General features: G+C 74.5%; 17 protein-coding genes and 1 pseudogene. 7 read left to right on the forward strand and 11 right to left on the reverse strand.

The genetic code is table 11. The features are described 5' to 3' along the window. Positions 1–75: 75 nt before the first annotated feature. The 5 genes from ACPCK6_RS20530 to ACPCK6_RS20550 form a co-directional block, all read right to left on the reverse strand. Positions 76–747 carry a hypothetical protein gene (locus ACPCK6_RS20530; protein ID WP_423481919.1) on the reverse strand — a complete coding sequence of 224 codons (672 nt, stop codon included), beginning with the start codon at positions 745–747 and terminating at the stop codon, positions 76–78. Next, the gene (locus ACPCK6_RS20535; RefSeq protein ID WP_396883229.1) at positions 744–3,416 is read right to left on the reverse strand and encodes an FtsK/SpoIIIE domain-containing protein; all 2,673 of its coding nucleotides are present in this window, start codon (positions 3,414–3,416) and stop codon (positions 744–746) included. The genes ACPCK6_RS20530 and ACPCK6_RS20535 overlap by 4 nt, the downstream gene beginning before the upstream one ends. Then, a complete protein-coding gene (locus ACPCK6_RS20540; protein WP_135239921.1) occupies positions 3,409–4,287 on the reverse strand; it encodes a hypothetical protein in 879 nt (292 codons plus the stop codon). Before ACPCK6_RS20540 ends, ACPCK6_RS20535 begins: the two co-directional genes overlap by 8 nt. Positions 4,288–4,296: 9 nt before the next feature. Next, positions 4,297–4,557, reverse strand: coding sequence for a hypothetical protein (locus ACPCK6_RS20545; RefSeq protein WP_013286060.1), 261 nt, complete (start codon positions 4,555–4,557; stop codon positions 4,297–4,299). Positions 4,558–4,730: 173 nt separating this feature from the next. Further along, a complete protein-coding gene (locus tag ACPCK6_RS20550) occupies positions 4,731–5,108 on the reverse strand; it encodes a hypothetical protein (protein ID WP_396883231.1) in 378 nt (125 codons plus the stop codon). Between the two features lie 111 nt (positions 5,109–5,219). Between ACPCK6_RS20550 and ACPCK6_RS20555 the strand changes: the two genes are divergently transcribed. The 3 genes from ACPCK6_RS20555 to ACPCK6_RS20565 all read left to right on the forward strand — a co-directional run bounded on the left by ACPCK6_RS20555 (position 5,220) and on the right by ACPCK6_RS20565 (position 8,352). Further along, positions 5,220–7,769, forward strand: a complete 2,550-nt coding sequence (locus ACPCK6_RS20555) for an ATP-dependent Clp protease ATP-binding subunit (protein WP_396883232.1) — start codon at positions 5,220–5,222, stop codon at positions 7,767–7,769. A gap of 62 nt (positions 7,770–7,831) precedes the next feature. Next, positions 7,832–8,002 carry a hypothetical protein gene (locus ACPCK6_RS20560; RefSeq protein WP_396883234.1) on the forward strand — a complete coding sequence of 57 codons (171 nt, stop codon included), beginning with the start codon at positions 7,832–7,834 and terminating at the stop codon, positions 8,000–8,002. Then, the gene (locus ACPCK6_RS20565) at positions 8,002–8,352 is read left to right on the forward strand and encodes a DUF3140 domain-containing protein (protein WP_135239924.1); all 351 of its coding nucleotides are present in this window, start codon (positions 8,002–8,004) and stop codon (positions 8,350–8,352) included. The genes ACPCK6_RS20560 and ACPCK6_RS20565 overlap by 1 nt, the downstream gene beginning before the upstream one ends. Positions 8,353–8,399: 47 nt before the next feature. On the opposite strand, the gene ACPCK6_RS20570 is transcribed toward ACPCK6_RS20565, so the two are convergent. Genes ACPCK6_RS20570 through ACPCK6_RS20580 form a run of 3 tightly spaced genes read right to left on the reverse strand, consistent with a single transcriptional unit; the run spans position 8,400 to position 10,308 of the window. Beyond that, positions 8,400–8,636, reverse strand: coding sequence for a hypothetical protein (locus ACPCK6_RS20570; protein ID WP_013286065.1), 237 nt, complete (start codon positions 8,634–8,636; stop codon positions 8,400–8,402). 20 nt (positions 8,637–8,656) lie between these two features. After that, positions 8,657–9,643 (reverse strand): LysR family transcriptional regulator, encoded by a 987-nt coding sequence (locus tag ACPCK6_RS20575; protein WP_423481920.1) that lies wholly within the window; start codon positions 9,641–9,643, stop codon positions 8,657–8,659. A gap of 47 nt (positions 9,644–9,690) precedes the next feature. After that, positions 9,691–10,308, reverse strand: a complete 618-nt coding sequence (locus ACPCK6_RS20580; protein ID WP_423481921.1) for a hemerythrin domain-containing protein — start codon at positions 10,306–10,308, stop codon at positions 9,691–9,693. A gap of 128 nt (positions 10,309–10,436) precedes the next feature. Here ACPCK6_RS20580 and ACPCK6_RS20585 point away from each other — a divergent pair, with 128 nt between their 5' ends. After that, complete coding sequence (locus tag ACPCK6_RS20585; RefSeq protein ID WP_423481922.1) at positions 10,437–11,765, forward strand: M20/M25/M40 family metallo-hydrolase; 1,329 nt, start codon at positions 10,437–10,439, stop codon at positions 11,763–11,765. Positions 11,766–11,826: 61 nt separating this feature from the next. After that, positions 11,827–12,480 (forward strand): hypothetical protein, encoded by a 654-nt coding sequence (locus ACPCK6_RS20590; protein WP_013286069.1) that lies wholly within the window; start codon positions 11,827–11,829, stop codon positions 12,478–12,480. A gap of 57 nt (positions 12,481–12,537) precedes the next feature. Here the strand turns inward: ACPCK6_RS20590 and ACPCK6_RS20595 are convergent, their stop codons facing one another. Then, positions 12,538–12,729 carry a DUF5703 family protein gene (locus ACPCK6_RS20595; protein ID WP_030274256.1) on the reverse strand — a complete coding sequence of 64 codons (192 nt, stop codon included), beginning with the start codon at positions 12,727–12,729 and terminating at the stop codon, positions 12,538–12,540. Positions 12,730–12,799: 70 nt separating this feature from the next. Further along, positions 12,800–13,768, reverse strand: a complete 969-nt coding sequence (locus ACPCK6_RS20600; RefSeq protein ID WP_013286071.1) for an aldo/keto reductase — start codon at positions 13,766–13,768, stop codon at positions 12,800–12,802. Between the two features lie 164 nt (positions 13,769–13,932). Here ACPCK6_RS20600 and ACPCK6_RS20605 point away from each other — a divergent pair, with 164 nt between their 5' ends. Then, positions 13,933–14,985 (forward strand): LLM class F420-dependent oxidoreductase, encoded by a 1,053-nt coding sequence (locus ACPCK6_RS20605; protein WP_423481923.1) that lies wholly within the window; start codon positions 13,933–13,935, stop codon positions 14,983–14,985. Beyond that, positions 14,982–15,818 (forward strand): undecaprenyl-diphosphate phosphatase, encoded by an 837-nt coding sequence (locus ACPCK6_RS20610; protein WP_318333917.1) that lies wholly within the window; start codon positions 14,982–14,984, stop codon positions 15,816–15,818. The genes ACPCK6_RS20605 and ACPCK6_RS20610 overlap by 4 nt, the downstream gene beginning before the upstream one ends. A 56-nt stretch (positions 15,819–15,874) precedes the next feature. On the opposite strand, the pseudogene ACPCK6_RS20615 reads toward ACPCK6_RS20610, so the two are convergent. After that, positions 15,875–16,076: pseudogene (locus ACPCK6_RS20615) on the reverse strand (hypothetical protein); the annotation flags it as partial.

The following is a 16,076-nucleotide window of genomic DNA, read 5'->3' on the forward strand; positions in this document are numbered from 1 at the left end:
GACCGGCGGCGCGACGGCGTGTCGCGCCGCCGACCTCATGATCGACGGCGGGAGAGCCGGCGCGCCGGGCGGCGGTCAGCGGGTGTACGTCACCGTCAGCAGGAGCAGCGTCGTGACCAGGCCGGATGCGGCCACCAGGATCATCGGGCGCGGAGTCAGCACCGCGTGGCGGCGGTCGGCCAGCAGCCGCGCCGGCGCCAGCCCGATCACCGGGCCGAGCAGCGTCACCACCAGCGCCAGCACCGGCAGGCCCACCGCCAGGTCGCCGCTGGAACCGGCCGCGAGGGCCCGTGCACCCACCCCCAGCACGTACGCCACCAGCGCCCCGCCGATGCCGCATGCGACGAGCAGCGGGTTCACCGAACCGGGCAGCTCGCCGGGTGTCCCGGTGCGGTCCAGCAGCTCCCGGACCGCCCGCAGCAGCGGCACCGGGTCACCGGCGGCACCGCGTACCGGGCCGGGCGGGTCACCCAGCCGCCGCGCGCTCCCACCGAGCCGGGCCCGCAACTGCGTCCACAGGTGACTGACCTCGCCGTCGACACGCTCCACCAGCAGGGACGCCTCGGCCACCTCCGTCTCGGCCTGCCGCACCTGCTCGGCGGCCTCCGCGACCGCCCGGTCGGCGGCGGCCACCTGCTGGTCGTACCAGGTGTGCGCCTCGGCCCGTTGGGCGGCCACCCGGGCGGTCAGCTCGGCGAGCCGGCGGATCTGCGCGCTGTACGTCTCACTGGCAACCGGTTCGTTCATCGGGAGGGACCATAAGGGATGATCACCTGTCCGGTGCGGTGCACCGCCCGGTCGAAGTAGAGACCGCGCCACGGCCGGGGATACCAGTCCGGCCCGCCGCTGCCCGGATACAGCGAGGAGCCCAGCTCGCCGCCCTGCACGTCCAGCGCCACCCAGGCGCCGATCTGATCCGTGCGCGCGCCCGCGCCGCCCAGGTCCACACGCATCCGGGCCACGCCACGCCACCACGCCAGCACGTGCGTACGCCGTTCCGGCCCGTCGTGCAGGATCCGGCGCAACTGCTCCAGCCCGGTGCGCGTACCGGCCTTGCCGGCGAGCGCCGCGGCGGCCGCGTCCACGGCGTACAGCAGCAGGAAGTGCGGGGTACGCGCCGCACCGGGCGCGCCGAGTCCGTCACCTGCCTCGGCCATCAGTTCCGGCACCGTCTCCTCGTCGTACCAGGAGGCGTCGCCTTCCAGGTCCTCGTACAGGGCGCGGGCGGCCGGGTCGGCGTCCGGGTCCAGGCAGGCGATGGAGAACCGGGCGGTGCCGGGCCGGTACTGCCGGGCCAGCGACCGGGCGGCGGCGTCGAGCACCGCACACGCCTCGTCGACCCGGGTGCCCAGCACCGCCAGGTTGCGGCCCGGCGCGCGGGGCAGCCGCAGCGCCGCCGAGCGGGACTGCACGTCGATGATCTCGCCGAGCAGCGCCACCGGGCTGCGCGGCACGCCCTGCTCCGGCGCGGTGAGTGCGCGGAAGTCCGGCGCGTCGGCCAGCTTCGGGATCGCGTCGCCGTCGAACAGCCGGGCCGGCGCGGCGTCCTGCGGGCGCATCCGCCACAGCCGGTGCTGAAGCTCGCTCCACGTCTCCCAGTCGCTGGCCGACGGGATCCGGGCCACCTCGTTCCCCTCGGCCAGGCCCGACTCGGCGTTGACGACCGCGTGGTGGCGCGGCAGCGACTGCGCCGCGTCGTTGCGCTCGGCCAGGATGCGCAGCGCCTTCGGCAGCGCGATCCGCAGCGTGAACTGGGCGACCAGCGCCGGCCGCCCCCACAGCGCCTCGATGCCGCGCACGTCCTGCGAGGCGAGCACCAGGTGGATGCCCTGCGACCGGCCCCGCCGGGCCAGGTCCTCCAGCAGGTCGGCGGCCTCCCGGGCGACCACGTCCCGCCCGGCCAGCAGCGCCTGGAACTCGTCGACCACCGCCACGATGCGCGGCCAGTGCCCGTCCGGGTCCACCGCGCGCAGCTCGGCCAGCTTGGTGACCTCGTGCTTCTTCGCCGCGTCGGCGCGCCGGCGCAGCTCCTCGGCGAGGAAGCGCAGCAGCGCCAGCCCGAACTCCCGGTCGGTGTTGACGTTGATGCCGACCAGCCGCATGTGCGGCAGCCAGCTCGGGTCGCGCCGGCCCTGCGCGAACCGGGCGAAGGACACGCCCTCCTTGAAGTCCAGCAGATAGAACTCCAGCTCGGCGGGGGAGTAGCGGGCGGCGAGCGCGCCGATCCAGGCGAAGATCAGGTTCGTCTTGCCGGTGCCGGACGGGCCGCCGATCAGCGCGTGCGGCGGGTAGTCGCCGAGCGTGAGCAGCACCTGCCGCCCGTGCGGGCCCTCGCCGATCGGCGCGCTGAGGCCGTGCGCGGAGTCCTCCCGCCAGTACTCGTCCGGCGGCGGGAGCAGGTCGGTGAAGGGCGTCGGCGGCGGGCCGGCGGCCACCCGGGACGCGACGGTGCGGCAGGTCTCGGTGACCAGGGCGGGCGGCGGCGGCGCGTCCAGCACCACCGGCAGTCCGGCCACCCGGGCGTCGTCCGGCTCCACGGTGATCCGGGTGACTGTCGGGTCGTCCGGCAGCTCGATGCCGCGGACCACCAGGTGCACGCCGCAGGCCGCGCCGGTCCGTACCACCCGGTCGAGCTGGCCGCGTTCGTGCCGGGACAGCTCGTCGCCGCCGAGCAGCACCGCCACCCGCCACGGCTCCGGGCGGCGTCCGGTGGCGGCGGCCAGCTCGCGCAGCGAGCCGTACTCACCGGCGAGCACCGTGGCGTTGATCCGGCGGATCTGCTCCACCAGGTCGTCCAGCAGCCGGCCCAACCCGCCCGGCCCGACGAACGTGAGCAGCCCGGCCGTGCCCAGCGGCGCGAACCCGGCCAGCCCGCCGCCCAGGTGCTCCGGGTCGTACCCGTAGAGCCGCACCGCGCCCGGGTCGGCCCGCCCGACCGAGCGCAGCAGCAGCGCCGGCACCACGGCGGCCAGCCCGTCCCGGTCACGGCCGGCCAGGTGCGCGTGCCCGGCGTCGAGCAGCGGGACGAGCGCGGGCACCGGTTCGGCACCGTCGAGGCGTACCGTGCCGACGCGCAACGCACCAGGCGGCTCGGACCGGCCGGCGGGCGTGGCCCGCCAGCGGTCCCACGGCGCGGACGCCGCGCCGGGCGCCTCCCGCTGCGCCGCGGCGGCGGCCCGCCGGGCCAGCTCGGCGAGGCGGGCGGTGTGCCGGGCGTCGATCTCGGCCAGGCGCCGGTCGCGGGCGGCACCCACCCGGGCGGGCACCGCCGCGGCGGCCCGGCGGGTACGGGCCAGCCGGTCCCGCCCGGCGGCCAGGTCGGCCTCGGCGGCGGCGAGCCGGGTACGGGTGGTGCCGAGGGCCTCGGAGAGCATCCCCCGGACCCGCGTCACCAGTCGAGCGCGGACGTCAGCCACGGGACGGCTCCCGATCGTCGGTGTCCTTGGGCAGGTCCCGGCCGAGCCGGTCGAGCAGCACGCCGGTGAGCACACCGGCGGTGACCGCCGGGTCGGCCGCGTGCGGCTGCTCCGCGTCGTCGTCGCGGCGCGGCGGGGGCATCCGGCACACCCGGGTCAGCAGCGTGTCGAGCACCGGCCGCGGCAGCCCGGGCAGCAGGTCGCGGACCCGGGAGTCCAGCGCGCCGCGCAGCCGGGGCAGATCGTCCGCGCGGGGCGGATGGCCGAGCAGCTCACCGGCCAGCTCGCGCAGCAGCGGCGGGGTGATCGCGGCCAGCCCCAGCCCCACGTCGGCGTGCGCCCGGCGCAGCTCGCGGTGCAGCCGGTCCCGGTCGCCGGAGCGGACCCCGGCGGCCACCCGGCGCAGCAGCTCGTGGGAGTCCACGACGCGCTCGTCCGGCTCGTCCGGCGCGCCCTCCCGGCCGCCGGTCAGCTCCGCCACCCGCACCGCCCACCAGCGCCGTACCGCCGGTTGCTCGCCCGGCTCGGCGGCCGGGCCGGGTGCGGGCGGCTCCTCGCCGCGCGGCGTGTCGTGCTTCGGCGGCCGCTCGCCCGGCGGTGCCGGCCGTGCGCCGTCGGGGGCCAGCCCGATCGCGGCCAGGTACGCGGTGAGCTGCTCCTGCGCCACGCGCAGCGCGTAGCCGGCCGTCTCGGCGTGCTCGGTGGCCGAGGACAGCTCCGGCACCCCCATCGGGTCGGACGACTCCTGGCGTACCCAGCGCAGCCGCTCCTGCGCCTGGCCGAGCTTCTCCAGCGCGGCGGCGAGCTGCGCCAGCGGCAGTTCCTCGGCGGCGGCGCGCACCTGCGCGCCGATGTCCTCGACGATGGACACGGCCGGGCCTCAGAGCGTCGCGACGTAGAGCTGTGCCTGTTCGACCGCGACCAGTGTCGCGGCCAGACACTCCTCCAGCTCCTGGCCGGCCTGTGTCAGCGAGGCCTGCGCCGCCTCGACCGTCTCGTGGCCGCTGCCCTCCAGCGCGCCGGCCAGGGTCTGCTGCGCCTCGGCCAGCTTCTCGCCGGCCGCCTGCACCGCTGTCTGGCCGTCACCGATCTGCTGGAGAGCGACATCGATGGCGGCCTTCAGCTCGGCGACGCTCGCCACGGGGACCTCCTGGGGGCAAAGAGATCTCCATTACAACCCATCGGAACGGGTGGACGAACATCCACCCTCGCGTGGTTGCGGCCCTCGTGTCCGGTTCCCGCGTTGACGTGCGCGAAGACCCCGGCCGGCGGTCCTGCCGACGGACACCGCGGTCCCGCTCGCGGGACCGGCGGCTAGCGGCCGAGCCAGCGCGGGCCGCGTACCTCCGCGCCGAGCGCGGTGACCCGCTCGCGCAGTTCGCGGTCGGCGGTGACCACCACCCGCCGCCGCTCCGGCGCGGCGGCGACCAGATCGACCACCGTGTCGTCGCCGGAGCCGGGCGCGGAGACCACGTCCACGCCGGGCGCGGGCGGCACGTGCCGGGCGGCGCCCTCCACCACCAGCACCACCTGCACCGGTGGCGGCAGCTCCGGCGGGACGCCCGCGTCCCCGAGGGGCGCCAGCGCGTCGCGCAGACGGGCCGCCGCGCCGGCCCGGTCCCGCCACCAGCCGTCCGGGCGCGAGCCCACCACGTTCGCGCCGTCCACGACCAGCAGCGGTCTGCTCTCCATGCCCCCAGCCTGCCATCCGGTCGCGTTTGTCACGCCGACCGCCGGGTAGCCACCGCCGACCGTGCCGCGCGTGCCGGGTGCCGGTCGTGCCGACTGACTGCGGAGGACGAGATGATGGGACCGGGTGACTTCGGCAACGACCCCTGGGACGAGTTCCTGGCCCGATACTTCGGCCGGGGCGAGGGGGGACGCCGGCCGGCGCACCGGGTCGACATCACCCGCCTGATGACCGCCGACGCCCGGGAGATGCTCGCCGACGCGGCCCGCCGCGCCGCCCAGAAGCACAGCAACGACCTGGACACCGACCATCTGCTCTGGGCGGCGTTGCAGCGTGAGCCGTTGCGCGACCTGGTCCGCCGGGCCGGCGCCGACCCGGACGCGCTGCTGGGCGCGCTGGGCGGGCGCGGCGAGGGCGCGCCGCGCGGCGAGGTGCCGCCGAACCTGTCGCTCACCCCGGCGGCGAAGCGGGCGCTGCTCGACGCGCACCAGTTGTCCCGCGCGATGGGCGCCAACTACATCGGTCCCGAGCACATCCTGATGGCGCTGCCGCTGAATCCCGAGTCGCCGGCCGGCCGGATGCTCGCCGCGGGCCGGATCCAGCCCGAGTCGTTGCAGGCGGCCAGCGCCGAGCGCGGCGCGACGAACGCACCGCGACCGGACCGCGGCACCCCGACCCTCGACCAGTACGGCCAGGACCTCACCGAGCTGGCCCGGATGGACCAGATCGACCCGGTGATCGGCCGGGCCGACGAGATCGAGCAGGCAGTGGAGATCCTGTCCCGGCGGACCAAGAACAACCCGGTGCTCATCGGCGAGGCCGGTGTCGGCAAGACCGCGATCGTGGAGGGCCTGGCGGAGCGGATCTGCGACGGGGACGTGCCGCAGACGCTGATCGGCAAGCGGGTGATCCAGCTCGACCTGTCCGGCCTGGTCGCCGGCACCCGCTACCGGGGCGACTTCGAGGAACGCCTGAAGAAGGTGATCGACGAGATCCGCGCCCACCGCGAGGAGCTGATCGTCTTCCTCGACGAGATCCACACGCTGGTCGGCGCGGGCGGCGCCGGCAGCGAGGGCGGGATGGACGCGTCGAACATGCTCAAGCCGGCCCTGGCGCGCGGCGAGCTGCGGGTGATCGGCGCGACCACGCTGGACGAGTACCGGCGCAGCATCGAGAAGGACGCCGCGCTGGCCCGCCGGTTCCAGCCGGTGCTGGTGCCCGAGCCGAGCGTGGAGGACACCATCGCGATCCTGCGCGGCCTGCGCGACAGGTACGAGGCGCACCACCAGGTCCGGTTCACCGACGAGGCGCTGATCGCCGCCGGTGAGCTGTCCGACCGGTACGTCACCGACCGGTTCCTGCCGGACAAGGCGATCGACCTGATCGACCAGGCCGGCGCGCGGGTACGGCTGCGCACCCGTACCCCGGCCGAGGACGTGCGCGAGTTGGAGCAGCAGCTCGACGAGACGCGCCGGGACAAGGAGCAGGCGGTCGCCGACGAGCAGTACGAGCGGGCCTCCGCGCTGCGCGACCGGCTCGCCGAACTGGAGGACCAGGTCCGCCGCGCCCGCGGCGACGAGGGCCCCAACCACGTGCCCGAGGTGGGCCCGACGGAGATCGCCGAGGTGGTCTCCCGGGCCACCGGCATCCCGGTCACCCAGCTCACCGAGGAGGAACGCGACCGGCTGCTGCGCCTGGAGGGGCACCTGCACGAGAAGATCATCGGCCAGGACGACGCGGTCAGCGCCGTCTCCGAGGCGGTGCGCCGCTCCCGTACCGGCCTGGCCGACCCGGACCGGCCGATGGGCAGCTTCCTGTTCCTCGGCCCGACCGGCGTCGGCAAGACCGAGCTGGCCCGCGCGCTGGCCGAGGCGCTGTTCGGCGAGGCGGACCGGATGGTCCGAGTGGACATGAGCGAGTTCCAGGAACGGCACACGGTCAGCCGGCTGGTCGGCGCCCCGCCCGGGTACGTCGGCTACGAGGAGGCCGGCCAGCTCACCGAGGCGGTGCGGCGCCGCCCGTACGCGGTGGTGCTGCTGGACGAGATCGAGAAGGCGCACCCGGACGTGTTCAACATCCTGCTCCAGGTGCTCGACGACGGGCGGCTCACCGACAGCCAGGGCCGGACCGTGAACTTCAAGAACACCGTCCTGATCATGACCAGCAACCTCGGCTCGGAGCTGATCACCGGCACCCAGCGCACCGTCGGCTTCGCCACCGGCGCGCCCGGCGAGCAGGAGAGCGACGAGCTGCGGGAACGGCTGATGCGCCGGCTCCAGGAGAACTTCCGCCCGGAGTTCCTCAACCGCATCGACGAGGTGATCATCTTCCAGCGGCTGGAGGCCGAGCAGCTGCGCCAGATCACCGGGCTGCTGCTGGAGGAGACCCGCCGCCGCATGCACGCCCAGGACATCCAGGTCGACTTCAGCACCGCCGGCGTCGACTGGCTCGCCGAGCACGGCTACCAGCCCGAGTTCGGGGCCCGCCCGCTGCGCCGGGTGATCCAGCGCGAGGTCGACAACCGGCTGTCCCGGATGCTGCTCGAGAACGAGATCTCGCCCGGGCAGAAGGTCACCGTCGACACCCGCGACGACCAGCTCGTCTTCGACGTCACCGCCGGTGAGCGGGGCTACACGCCGGCCACCACGTCCCATCCCCGATGACCGGCCGGGGCCCGTCCCGGCCGGGCCGGGACGGGCCGCCACCGAAGGACCGGAGGGCGGACATGACCGAACCCGAGGAGATCCCCGACGACGACATCGGGGCCGGTGAGCCGATCGAGGCGACCCCGACGGCGAACCCGTCCCGGGTGCGGGTGCCGCCGGAGGGCCTGAAGCAGCACACACCCAACGAGGGCGAGCCGGCATCCGGGCCGCCGCCGGGAGAGGAGGCGTGATGGTACGCGAGGCGCGACTCGACCCCGAGGTCGAGGTGATCTGGGACGACTTCCACGCCGAGGTGAACGTGTCCTCCGAGACGCTGCGGCAGTGGCTGCTGACCCGCGGGTCGGGGGAGGAGGCGTTCGGTCCGGGCCCGGACCTGGACCTGCCCGAGCCGGGCCGGCAGATCCTCGCCGTGCTGCGCAAGCGCAAGGTGGACCTCACGCCGGAGGACATCGAGGTGATGCGGGAGGCGATCACCCGGATCCGGGAGCTGACCGCGCAGCGGCCACGCCGGGGCAACGCCGACGACGAGTGGCGCCACGCCCTGCTCGACCTCGGTCACGACGTACTCGTCGAACGCTGAGCCGGCACGGCGGCGCCCGGGCGGACCACCCGCCCGGGCGCCGGCTGCTACTCCGACTCCAGGCTGGGCAGCCGCAGCCCGGCCGCGTCCGCCGCGGCCTGCCGGTCGGCGCGGGCGCGTTCCTCGCGGCTGAGCAGGTTGGCGTACTCGGTCACGTCGGCCGGCCCCGGCACCTCCGGCAACCGGCGCAGGAACGCCTCCACCTCGGCTGCGGCGGTGGTGTGCGCGGTGGCCGCCTGGCGCAGCAGCTCCCGCTGGTCGGCGGCCGGATACAGATCAGTCATGTCGCCGGTGTTACCCGGGTTCAGGCGATTCGCACCCCACCCGAGCCGTTGGGCTGCACGCCGAACTCCGGATGCGCCAGCAGCCAGCCCAGGTACTCCGGATGGTTCGCCAGCGCGTCGGTGTACGCCGCGACCGCCGCCGCCAGCACCGGCTCGGCCACCGCCGCGGCCGGCACGTCCGGATGCCAGCCCAGCAGCAGCCGCCAGCGCAGCGGCGTACCGGCGAGCCGGCGGGTCACCAGACCGGCCACCGGACGGAACGTGGCCTGGCACAACGCCACCGCCTCGCCCGCGTCCACCAGGTCCAGCGCGGCCCGCACGTCCGCCTCGTACACCTTCTTCGGGGTGAAGCCGGAGCGGGCGCAGGCGGCGGCGAAGCAGTCGCCGAAGCAACCGTCGCCCGGCGCGGCCACCCACCGCTCACGCCGCAGGTCGACCAGGTCGACGTCGGCGCGGCCGGCCAGCGGGTGGGTCTGCGGCAGCAGCACGCAGACCGGCTCCACCGCCACCTCCCGCCAGCTCAGCCCGAACCCGGCCGACGGCGTCGAGTCACCGCACACGCCGGTCAGCGCGAAGTCGAGCCGGCCGCCGGCCACCATCTGCGCCAGCTCGTCCACCGACCAGGAGCCGTACGTGGTGATCTGCGCGTCCGGCCGCTCGGCGGCGAGCCGGTGCACCAGCCGCCCCAGGATCGGGCTGTTCACCCCGCCGAAGCGGTACCGGCGCAGCGGATCGCCCGCGCCGGCCATCCGGGCCGCCTCGTCCCGCAGGCCCTTCATCGCCGGCAGCAGCACCCGGGCCCGGTCCAGCACCAGTTCGCCCAGCGCGGTGGGGCGGGCGCCGCGGCGGTCCCGTTCGAACAACGGCCCGCCCAGCGCCCGTTCGATCCGCTGAAGCTGGGCGGTCAGCGCCGGCTGGGCCAGGCCGAGCGCCGAGGCGGCCTTGGTCACGCTCCCCGTCTCCGCGATCGCGCAGACCACACGCAGGTGTCGCAGCTCCAGATCCATACCGTGACGGTAGGACCACGAACCGATACACGGAAGGGGCGATCGGCTCACCCCTGGCGGTGGTGCTCCAGGTCGCTCAGCCGGGTACGCCGTCCGGAGACCGCGTCGCGCACCTTGTCCAGCACGCCGACGGCCGGTTCGACGATCTTGTTCCAGGGCGGGGTGGCGGGCGTGCCGGGGTGCGGCCGGGTCGGCGCCGCCTCCTCCGCGATCTCCCACCGGTTGCCCAGCCGGATCAGCTCGGCGTCGCTGGCCACCTCGCGCAGCGGCGTGACCAGCGCGGCGACGCGACTGACGTGCCGGCGTAGCCGCTCGGCCACGTCCGCGACCGCCGGGTCGTCGGCGCCGGACAGTTCCTTGAGCGCGGTCAGCAGCCCGGCGTCGGCCTCGATCTCCCGCTCGACCAGCTCCGCCGCGTCCGGCATGGCGGCGCGGGCCGCCGGGAACAGGTACTGCTCCTCGGCGGACAGGTGGCGGGACACCGCGGCGGTCAGCACGTCGAGCACCTCACGCCGGCCGGTGGCGTCCAGCGCCGGGTCGGTGACCCGGTCGGCCAGCCCCAGCAGCGCCCGGTGCTCGGTGTCCACGAGGTCGGCGACGCTGCGCCCACCCGGCCGGTACGCGTCGTCGGCGGCCGGCGGCAACGGCGGCAGGGGGACGGTCATGGTGCCCTCCTCGTGACGGCCGGAGTCGATGTCCGGGCGGTCCGGCGGTACCCGGCCGGGCGTGCCGCGAAACCGCCGCCGGGCAACCGGCGGCCCGCGACCACCTCACCTGCTGGTATAAGGAAGCGATGACGAGCGACGCCGCCCCCGCCCGACCCGACGCCACCGACGAGGTCGTCGACCTCTGCCGCGACCTGCTGCGCATCGACACCACGAACACCGGCGACAACGACACCAGCGCGGGGGAGCGGCGCGCCGCCGAGTACGTCGCGGAGAAGCTCGCCGAGGCCGGCGTCGACGCCGAGATCCACGAATCCGCGCCCGGCCGCGCCAACCTGGTCGCCCGGATCCCCGGCACCGAGCCCGGCCGCGACGCGCTGCTGGTGCACGGCCACCTCGACGTGGTGCCCGCCGACCCGGACGAGTGGTCGGTGCACCCGTTCTCCGGCGAGATCCGCGACGGCTACCTGTGGGGCCGCGGCGCGATCGACATGAAGGACTTCGACGCGATGGTGCTCGCCGTGGTCCGCGACTGGCAGCGCACCGGCGTCCGCCCCCGGCGCGACATCGTGCTCGCGTTCACCGCCGACGAGGAAGCCGGCAGCGACTACGGCGCGCACTTCCTCACCCAGCGGCACCGCGGCCTGTTCGACGGCTGCACCGAGGCGATCGGTGAGGTCGGCGGGTTCTCCTACTCCGTCGACGAGCAGCGCCGCCTCTACCTGATCGAGACCGCCGAGAAGGGCATCGACTGGCTGCGCCTGCACGCCAAGGGCCGGCCCGGCCACGGCTCGATGGTGCACGACGACAACGCGGTCACCGCGCTCGCCGAGGCGGTCGCCCGGATCGGCCGGCACCGCTTCCCGGTGGTGATGACCGACACCGTACGGGCGTTCCTGGCCGAGGTCTCCGACGTGCTCGGCATCGAGATCGACCCGGACGATCCGGAGACCGCGATCGCCAAGCTCGGCCCGATCGCCAACATCATCGGCGCGACCGTCCGCAACACCGCCAACCCGACCCGCCTGGCCGCCGGCTACAAGGACAACGTCATCCCCGGCCGCGCCACCGCCACCATCGACTGCCGCAGCCTGCCCGGGCAGAGCGAGGAACTGGAACGGCAGCTGCGCGAGCTGGTCGGCCCGGACATCGCCATCGAGTACGTCCAGCGCCAGCCGGCCCTGGAGACCACGTTCGACGGTGACCTGGTGGCGCACATGTCGGAGGCGCTGCGCGCCGAGGACCCGGGCGCGCACCCGGTGCCGTACATGCTCTCCGGCGGCACCGACGCCAAGGCGTTCTCCCAGCTCGGCATCCGCTGCTTCGGCTTCGCGCCGCTGCGGCTGCCCGCCGACCTCAATTTCTCCGGCCTGTTCCACGGCATCGACGAGCGGGTTCCGCTGGACGGACTACAGTTCGGCGTGCGGGTTCTGGACCGCTTCCTCCGTACCTGCTGACCGCGCCCGCCGCGGCGCCGCCGGCGCGGAACCTCCCCCCATCGCGAAGGGACTGCCACACATGACCGACCAGCACGGTGAGCTGGACGCCGCCCTCGAGCGGGTGATCGACGCGGCCCGCGCCCACCTGGCCGCCGTCCGGGCCGCCCAGGGCCGGATCGACGACGACGCCGTCTGGCAGGCGTACGTCGCGTTGAACAACGCCTCGTTCGCCTACGACGAGCAGCTGCTCGACGCGTTCGGCGAGGTGACGCCCTGGGACGTGGAGTCGATCGACCCGGACGAGGCCGACGAGCGCTTCGGCGCCGTCGAGGGCGGCGAGCCCACCGACCCGCATCCGCGGGTCATCTCGGTGCGGCAGCGGCGCGACTACCGGGTGCCCAGCGTCGCCGCGCTGCTGCGCGCCGCCGAGGCGGCCCGCAGGGAGGGCACCCCGGAGGAGGACGAGCCGGCGCCGGTCGAGGGGGTCGGCGAGGCGGTGCTGGAACTGCTGCAGAGCGGCGACGGCTCGCTGTCCGCGCTCGACGTGCCGGAGCTGGAGCCGCTCGACGGTGTGGTGATGGTCAGCGAGGTCGGCACCCCGGTCGACCTGGAGTCGTTCGACGACGACGACCCGGTCGGCCCGTTCCAGCCGGCCGCCGACGACCGGCTGGTCGGCCGGCTCGACGAGCACCCGTTCATGGAACTCGACGAGGAGCACGACCACGCGCACTAGGCCGTGCGCGTCCCCGGGGCGGCGCCGCGTCGCGCGGCCCCGGGGACGGGCCCGTCGTCAGTACGACAGGCCCGGCTGCGACTGGTTGACCAGGCGGCGCCGCAGCACCACCTGCCGCGTGCCGTCCCGGTAGAGCCGCACCCGGGCCAGCTCCCAGCCGGAGAACTCGGCCTGGATCGCCAGCTGCGCCGCGGCGGTCAGCCGATCGACGTTCGAGGGCAACCGCAGCGGCGCGTATTCGTAGTCCATGCCCCTATGCTGCCCAGGTCGCGGGCCCTCCGCCACCCCCTGCGGGTGACCCGGATCGCCCTCGTACGGCTCAGCCGTCGCGCTCCGGGTAGCCCACCGGCACCGCCGACACGTCGTCCAGCGCCGTGACGATCTCCTCCGGCAGCGTCATCCGCTCCACCTGCAACGCGCCGAGCAGCTGCCCGACGGTCCGGGCGCCCAGGATCGGCGCGGTCACGCCCGGCCGGTCCCGCACCCAGGCCAGCGCCACCTCCAGCGGCGACACGCCGAGCCCGCCGGCCGCGATGGCGACCGCCTCCACGATGCTGGAGCAGCGCGGCTCCAGGTACGTGGCGACGAACCGCTCGAAGTGCGGCGACACCGCCCGCGAGTCGGCCGGGCGGCCGTTGCGGTACTTGCCGGTCAGCACGCCCCGGCCCAGCGGCGACCAGGGCAGCACACCCAGCCCCATCCCGGCGCAGGCGGGCAGCACCTCCCGCTCCACACCGCGCTCCAGCAGCGAGTACTCCACCTGCGCTGCGACCACCGGGGCGCGCCCCGGCCAGGCGGCCTGCCAGGCGGCGGCCCGGGCGGTCTGCCAGCCGGAGAAGTTCGACACACCCACGTAGCGGGCCTTGCCGCTGGACACCGCGTGGTCCAGCGCGGAGAGCGTCTCCTCCAGCGGGGTGTCCGGGTCGTAGCCGTGCACCTGCCACAGGTCGACGTGGTCGGTGCCGAGCCGGCGCAGCGAGGCGTCGAGCGTGCGCAGCAGGTGCCCGCGCGAGCCGTCCCGGCGGCGGCTGCCCGGCCGCAGGCCCGCCTTGGTGGCGATCAGCAGCTCGTCGCGGTCCACCAGGCTGCCCAGCAGGGAGCCGATCACCGACTCGGCGTCGCCGTCGGCGTACACGTCGGCGGTGTCGACGAGGTTGCCGCCCGCGTCGAGGTAACTCTTCAGCTGGGCGGCCGCGTCGTCGGCGTCGGTGTCCCGTCCCCAGGTCATGGTGCCGAGCGCGAGCCGCGATACCGCCAGCCCGCTTCGGCCGAGCGGTCGCTGTTGCATGCGTGAACCTTATTTCGAACCCGGCGTCACGGATATCCTCGCCGCAGTCAACTTCCCGCGCGACCTCCACCCGGTGTGACATGTTCGGGGCGAGCCGGACGTCGAGGGTGCCACGCTCATTGCGTAACCTGATGCGACCTGTGGTGCGGACGGTGGGAGGATCAGTGCGACTCGGGCTCAACCTCGGATACCAGACGGCGTGGAGCACGCCCTTCGACCACCTGGCGCTGGCCCAGGAGGCGGACCGGCTCGGCTACTCGGTGGTCTGGGCCGCGGAGGCGTACGGCTCGGACTCGCCGAGCATGCTGGCCTGGATCGCCGGTCAGACGGAGCGCATCGACGTGGGCTCGGCGGTCATGCAGATCCCGGCCCGTACCCCCGCCATGACCGCGATGACCGCCGCGACCATCGACACGCTCTCCGGCGGCCGGTTCCGGCTCGGCCTGGGCGTGTCCGGCCCGCAGGTCTCCGAGGGCTGGCACGGTGTGCGGTTCGCCAAGCCGCTGGCCCGCACCCGGGAGTACGTCGACATCGTCAAGCTGGCGGTGGCCCGCAAGGAGGTCGCGTACGACGGCGAGCACTACACGCTGCCGCTGCCCGACGGTCCCGGCAAGGCGCTGCGGCTGGGCTTCCACCCGCCGCGCGAGCACATCCCGATCTACCTGGCCGCCGTCGGTCCGAAGAACCTGGAGCTGGCCGGCGAGATCGCCGACGGCTGGCTGGCCGTCTTCTACTCCCCGGAGTTCGCCGAGGAGCACCTCGCCTCGGTGCGCGCCGGGCGGGCGGCGGCGGGCAAGGAACTGGCCGGCTTCGACGTGGTGCCGTCCGTGCCGGTCGTGGTCGGCGACGACATCGCCACCTGCGCCGAGCTGGTGCGCTGGTACGCCGCGCTGTACGTCGGCGGCATGGGCAGCCGCAAGCAGAACTTCTACAACCAGCTCGCCTCCCGGATGGGCTACGGCGACGCGGCCCGCGAGGTCCAGGACCTCTACCTGGCCAAGCGGCAGCGCGACGCGGCCGCTGCCGTACCGATGGAGTTCATCGACCGCACTTCGCTGCTCGGCCCGAAGGAGCGCATCGCCGAGCGGATGCGGGAGTACGCCGCCGCGGGCGTGACCACGCTGTCGGTGTCGCTGTTCGTGGCCGACCGGGACAGCGGGGTGCAGACCCTGCGTACCGTCGCCGAGGCCCTGGAGCTGTCCGGAGTCGGGGAGTGACCTGGATCGAGGCCATCGTCCTGGGCCTGGTCCAGGGGCTGACCGAGTTCCTTCCGGTGTCCTCGTCCGGGCACCTGCGGATCACCTCGGAGCTGTTCTTCGGCCGGGACGCGGGCGCGTCGTTCACCGCGGTGACTCAGCTCGGCACCGAGGCCGCCGTCCTGATCTACTTCGCCAAGGACATCTGGCGGATCGTCCGCACCTGGTTCGTCGGCCTGGTCGACCGCTCGGTGCGGTCCAGCCTCGACTACCGGATGGGCTGGTACGTCATCGTCGGCACCATCCCGATCGGCATCTTCGGACTGATCTTCAAGGACCAGATCCGCACCGCCGGCCGGAACCTCTGGTTGATCTCCTGCACGCTGATCATCGGCGCGATGCTGCTGGCCTTCGCCGAGTACTGGGGCCGGCAGACCCGTACGCTGGAGAACTTCCGGATGCGCGACGGCGTCATCATGGGCTTCGCCCAGGCGGCGGCGCTGGTCCCCGGCGTCTCCCGCTCGGGCGGCACCCTGACCGCGGGCCTGCTGCTCAACCTCACCCGGGAGACCGCGGCCCGCTACTCGTTCCTGCTGGCCATCCCGGCCGTGGTGATCTCCGGCGTGTTCAGCCTCCCGGACGTCTTCGAGCCGTCCGCACCGGGCACCGCCGCGCCGAGCGTGGCGCAGATGGTGATCGCGACGCTCATCGCGTTCGCCGTCGGCTACGCGGCCATCGCGTGGCTGCTGCGCTACGTCGCCCACCACACGCTGTACGTCTTCGTGCTGTACCGGGTGGCGCTGGGCAGCCTGGTGATCTGCCTGCTGGCGACCGGCACGATCAGCGCCACCTGACGCTGTCGTGCGAAAGGCCGGCACCCCGCTGTTCGGGTGCCGGCCTTTCGCTTGTCTCAGCTGTTCCAGTGCTCGGCCACCAGGTCGGCGGCCTGCTGCTCCCACTGGGCGTAGTGGTCCGGGTAAGCGGACACCTGGACGGTCTGGGCTGCCTTGGTCAGGGGCATGTCGCGCCAGCCGTCGACCTGCTTGAGGCCCTTCAGGAAGGCGGTGGTGGAGTACTCGGGGTCGGTGATCTGCTCGACCGTGCCCCAGCCA

The sequence above is a fragment of the Micromonospora sp. AB353 genome (genome assembly GCF_049538395.1).
GTDB classification, from domain to species: Bacteria; Actinomycetota; Actinomycetes; order Mycobacteriales; family Micromonosporaceae; genus Micromonospora; species Micromonospora aurantiaca.

What these genes read in the sequence shown, in the direction of transcription:
- ACPCK6_RS20590 (WP_013286069.1), top strand. Translation starts at nt 11,827, where the DNA reads ATGACCGACCAGCACGGTGAGCTGGACGCCGCCCTCGAGCGGGTGATC.
- ACPCK6_RS20565 (WP_135239924.1), top strand. Translation starts at nt 8,002, where the DNA reads ATGGTACGCGAGGCGCGACTCGACCCCGAGGTCGAGGTGATCTGGGAC.
- ACPCK6_RS20580 (WP_423481921.1), bottom strand. Translation starts at nt 10,308, where the DNA reads ATGACCGTCCCCCTGCCGCCGTTGCCGCCGGCCGCCGACGACGCGTAC.
- ACPCK6_RS20575 (WP_423481920.1), bottom strand. Translation starts at nt 9,643, where the DNA reads ATGGATCTGGAGCTGCGACACCTGCGTGTGGTCTGCGCGATCGCGGAG.
- ACPCK6_RS20555 (WP_396883232.1), top strand. Translation starts at nt 5,220, where the DNA reads ATGATGGGACCGGGTGACTTCGGCAACGACCCCTGGGACGAGTTCCTG.
- ACPCK6_RS20560 (WP_396883234.1), top strand. Translation starts at nt 7,832, where the DNA reads ATGACCGAACCCGAGGAGATCCCCGACGACGACATCGGGGCCGGTGAG.
- ACPCK6_RS20530 (WP_423481919.1), bottom strand. Translation starts at nt 747, where the DNA reads ATGAACGAACCGGTTGCCAGTGAGACGTACAGCGCGCAGATCCGCCGG.
- ACPCK6_RS20600 (WP_013286071.1), bottom strand. Translation starts at nt 13,768, where the DNA reads ATGCAACAGCGACCGCTCGGCCGAAGCGGGCTGGCGGTATCGCGGCTC.
- ACPCK6_RS20570 (WP_013286065.1), bottom strand. Translation starts at nt 8,636, where the DNA reads ATGACTGATCTGTATCCGGCCGCCGACCAGCGGGAGCTGCTGCGCCAG.
- ACPCK6_RS20585 (WP_423481922.1), top strand. Translation starts at nt 10,437, where the DNA reads ATGACGAGCGACGCCGCCCCCGCCCGACCCGACGCCACCGACGAGGTC.
- ACPCK6_RS20550 (WP_396883231.1), bottom strand. Translation starts at nt 5,108, where the DNA reads ATGGAGAGCAGACCGCTGCTGGTCGTGGACGGCGCGAACGTGGTGGGC.
- ACPCK6_RS20595 (WP_030274256.1), bottom strand. Translation starts at nt 12,729, where the DNA reads ATGGACTACGAATACGCGCCGCTGCGGTTGCCCTCGAACGTCGATCGG.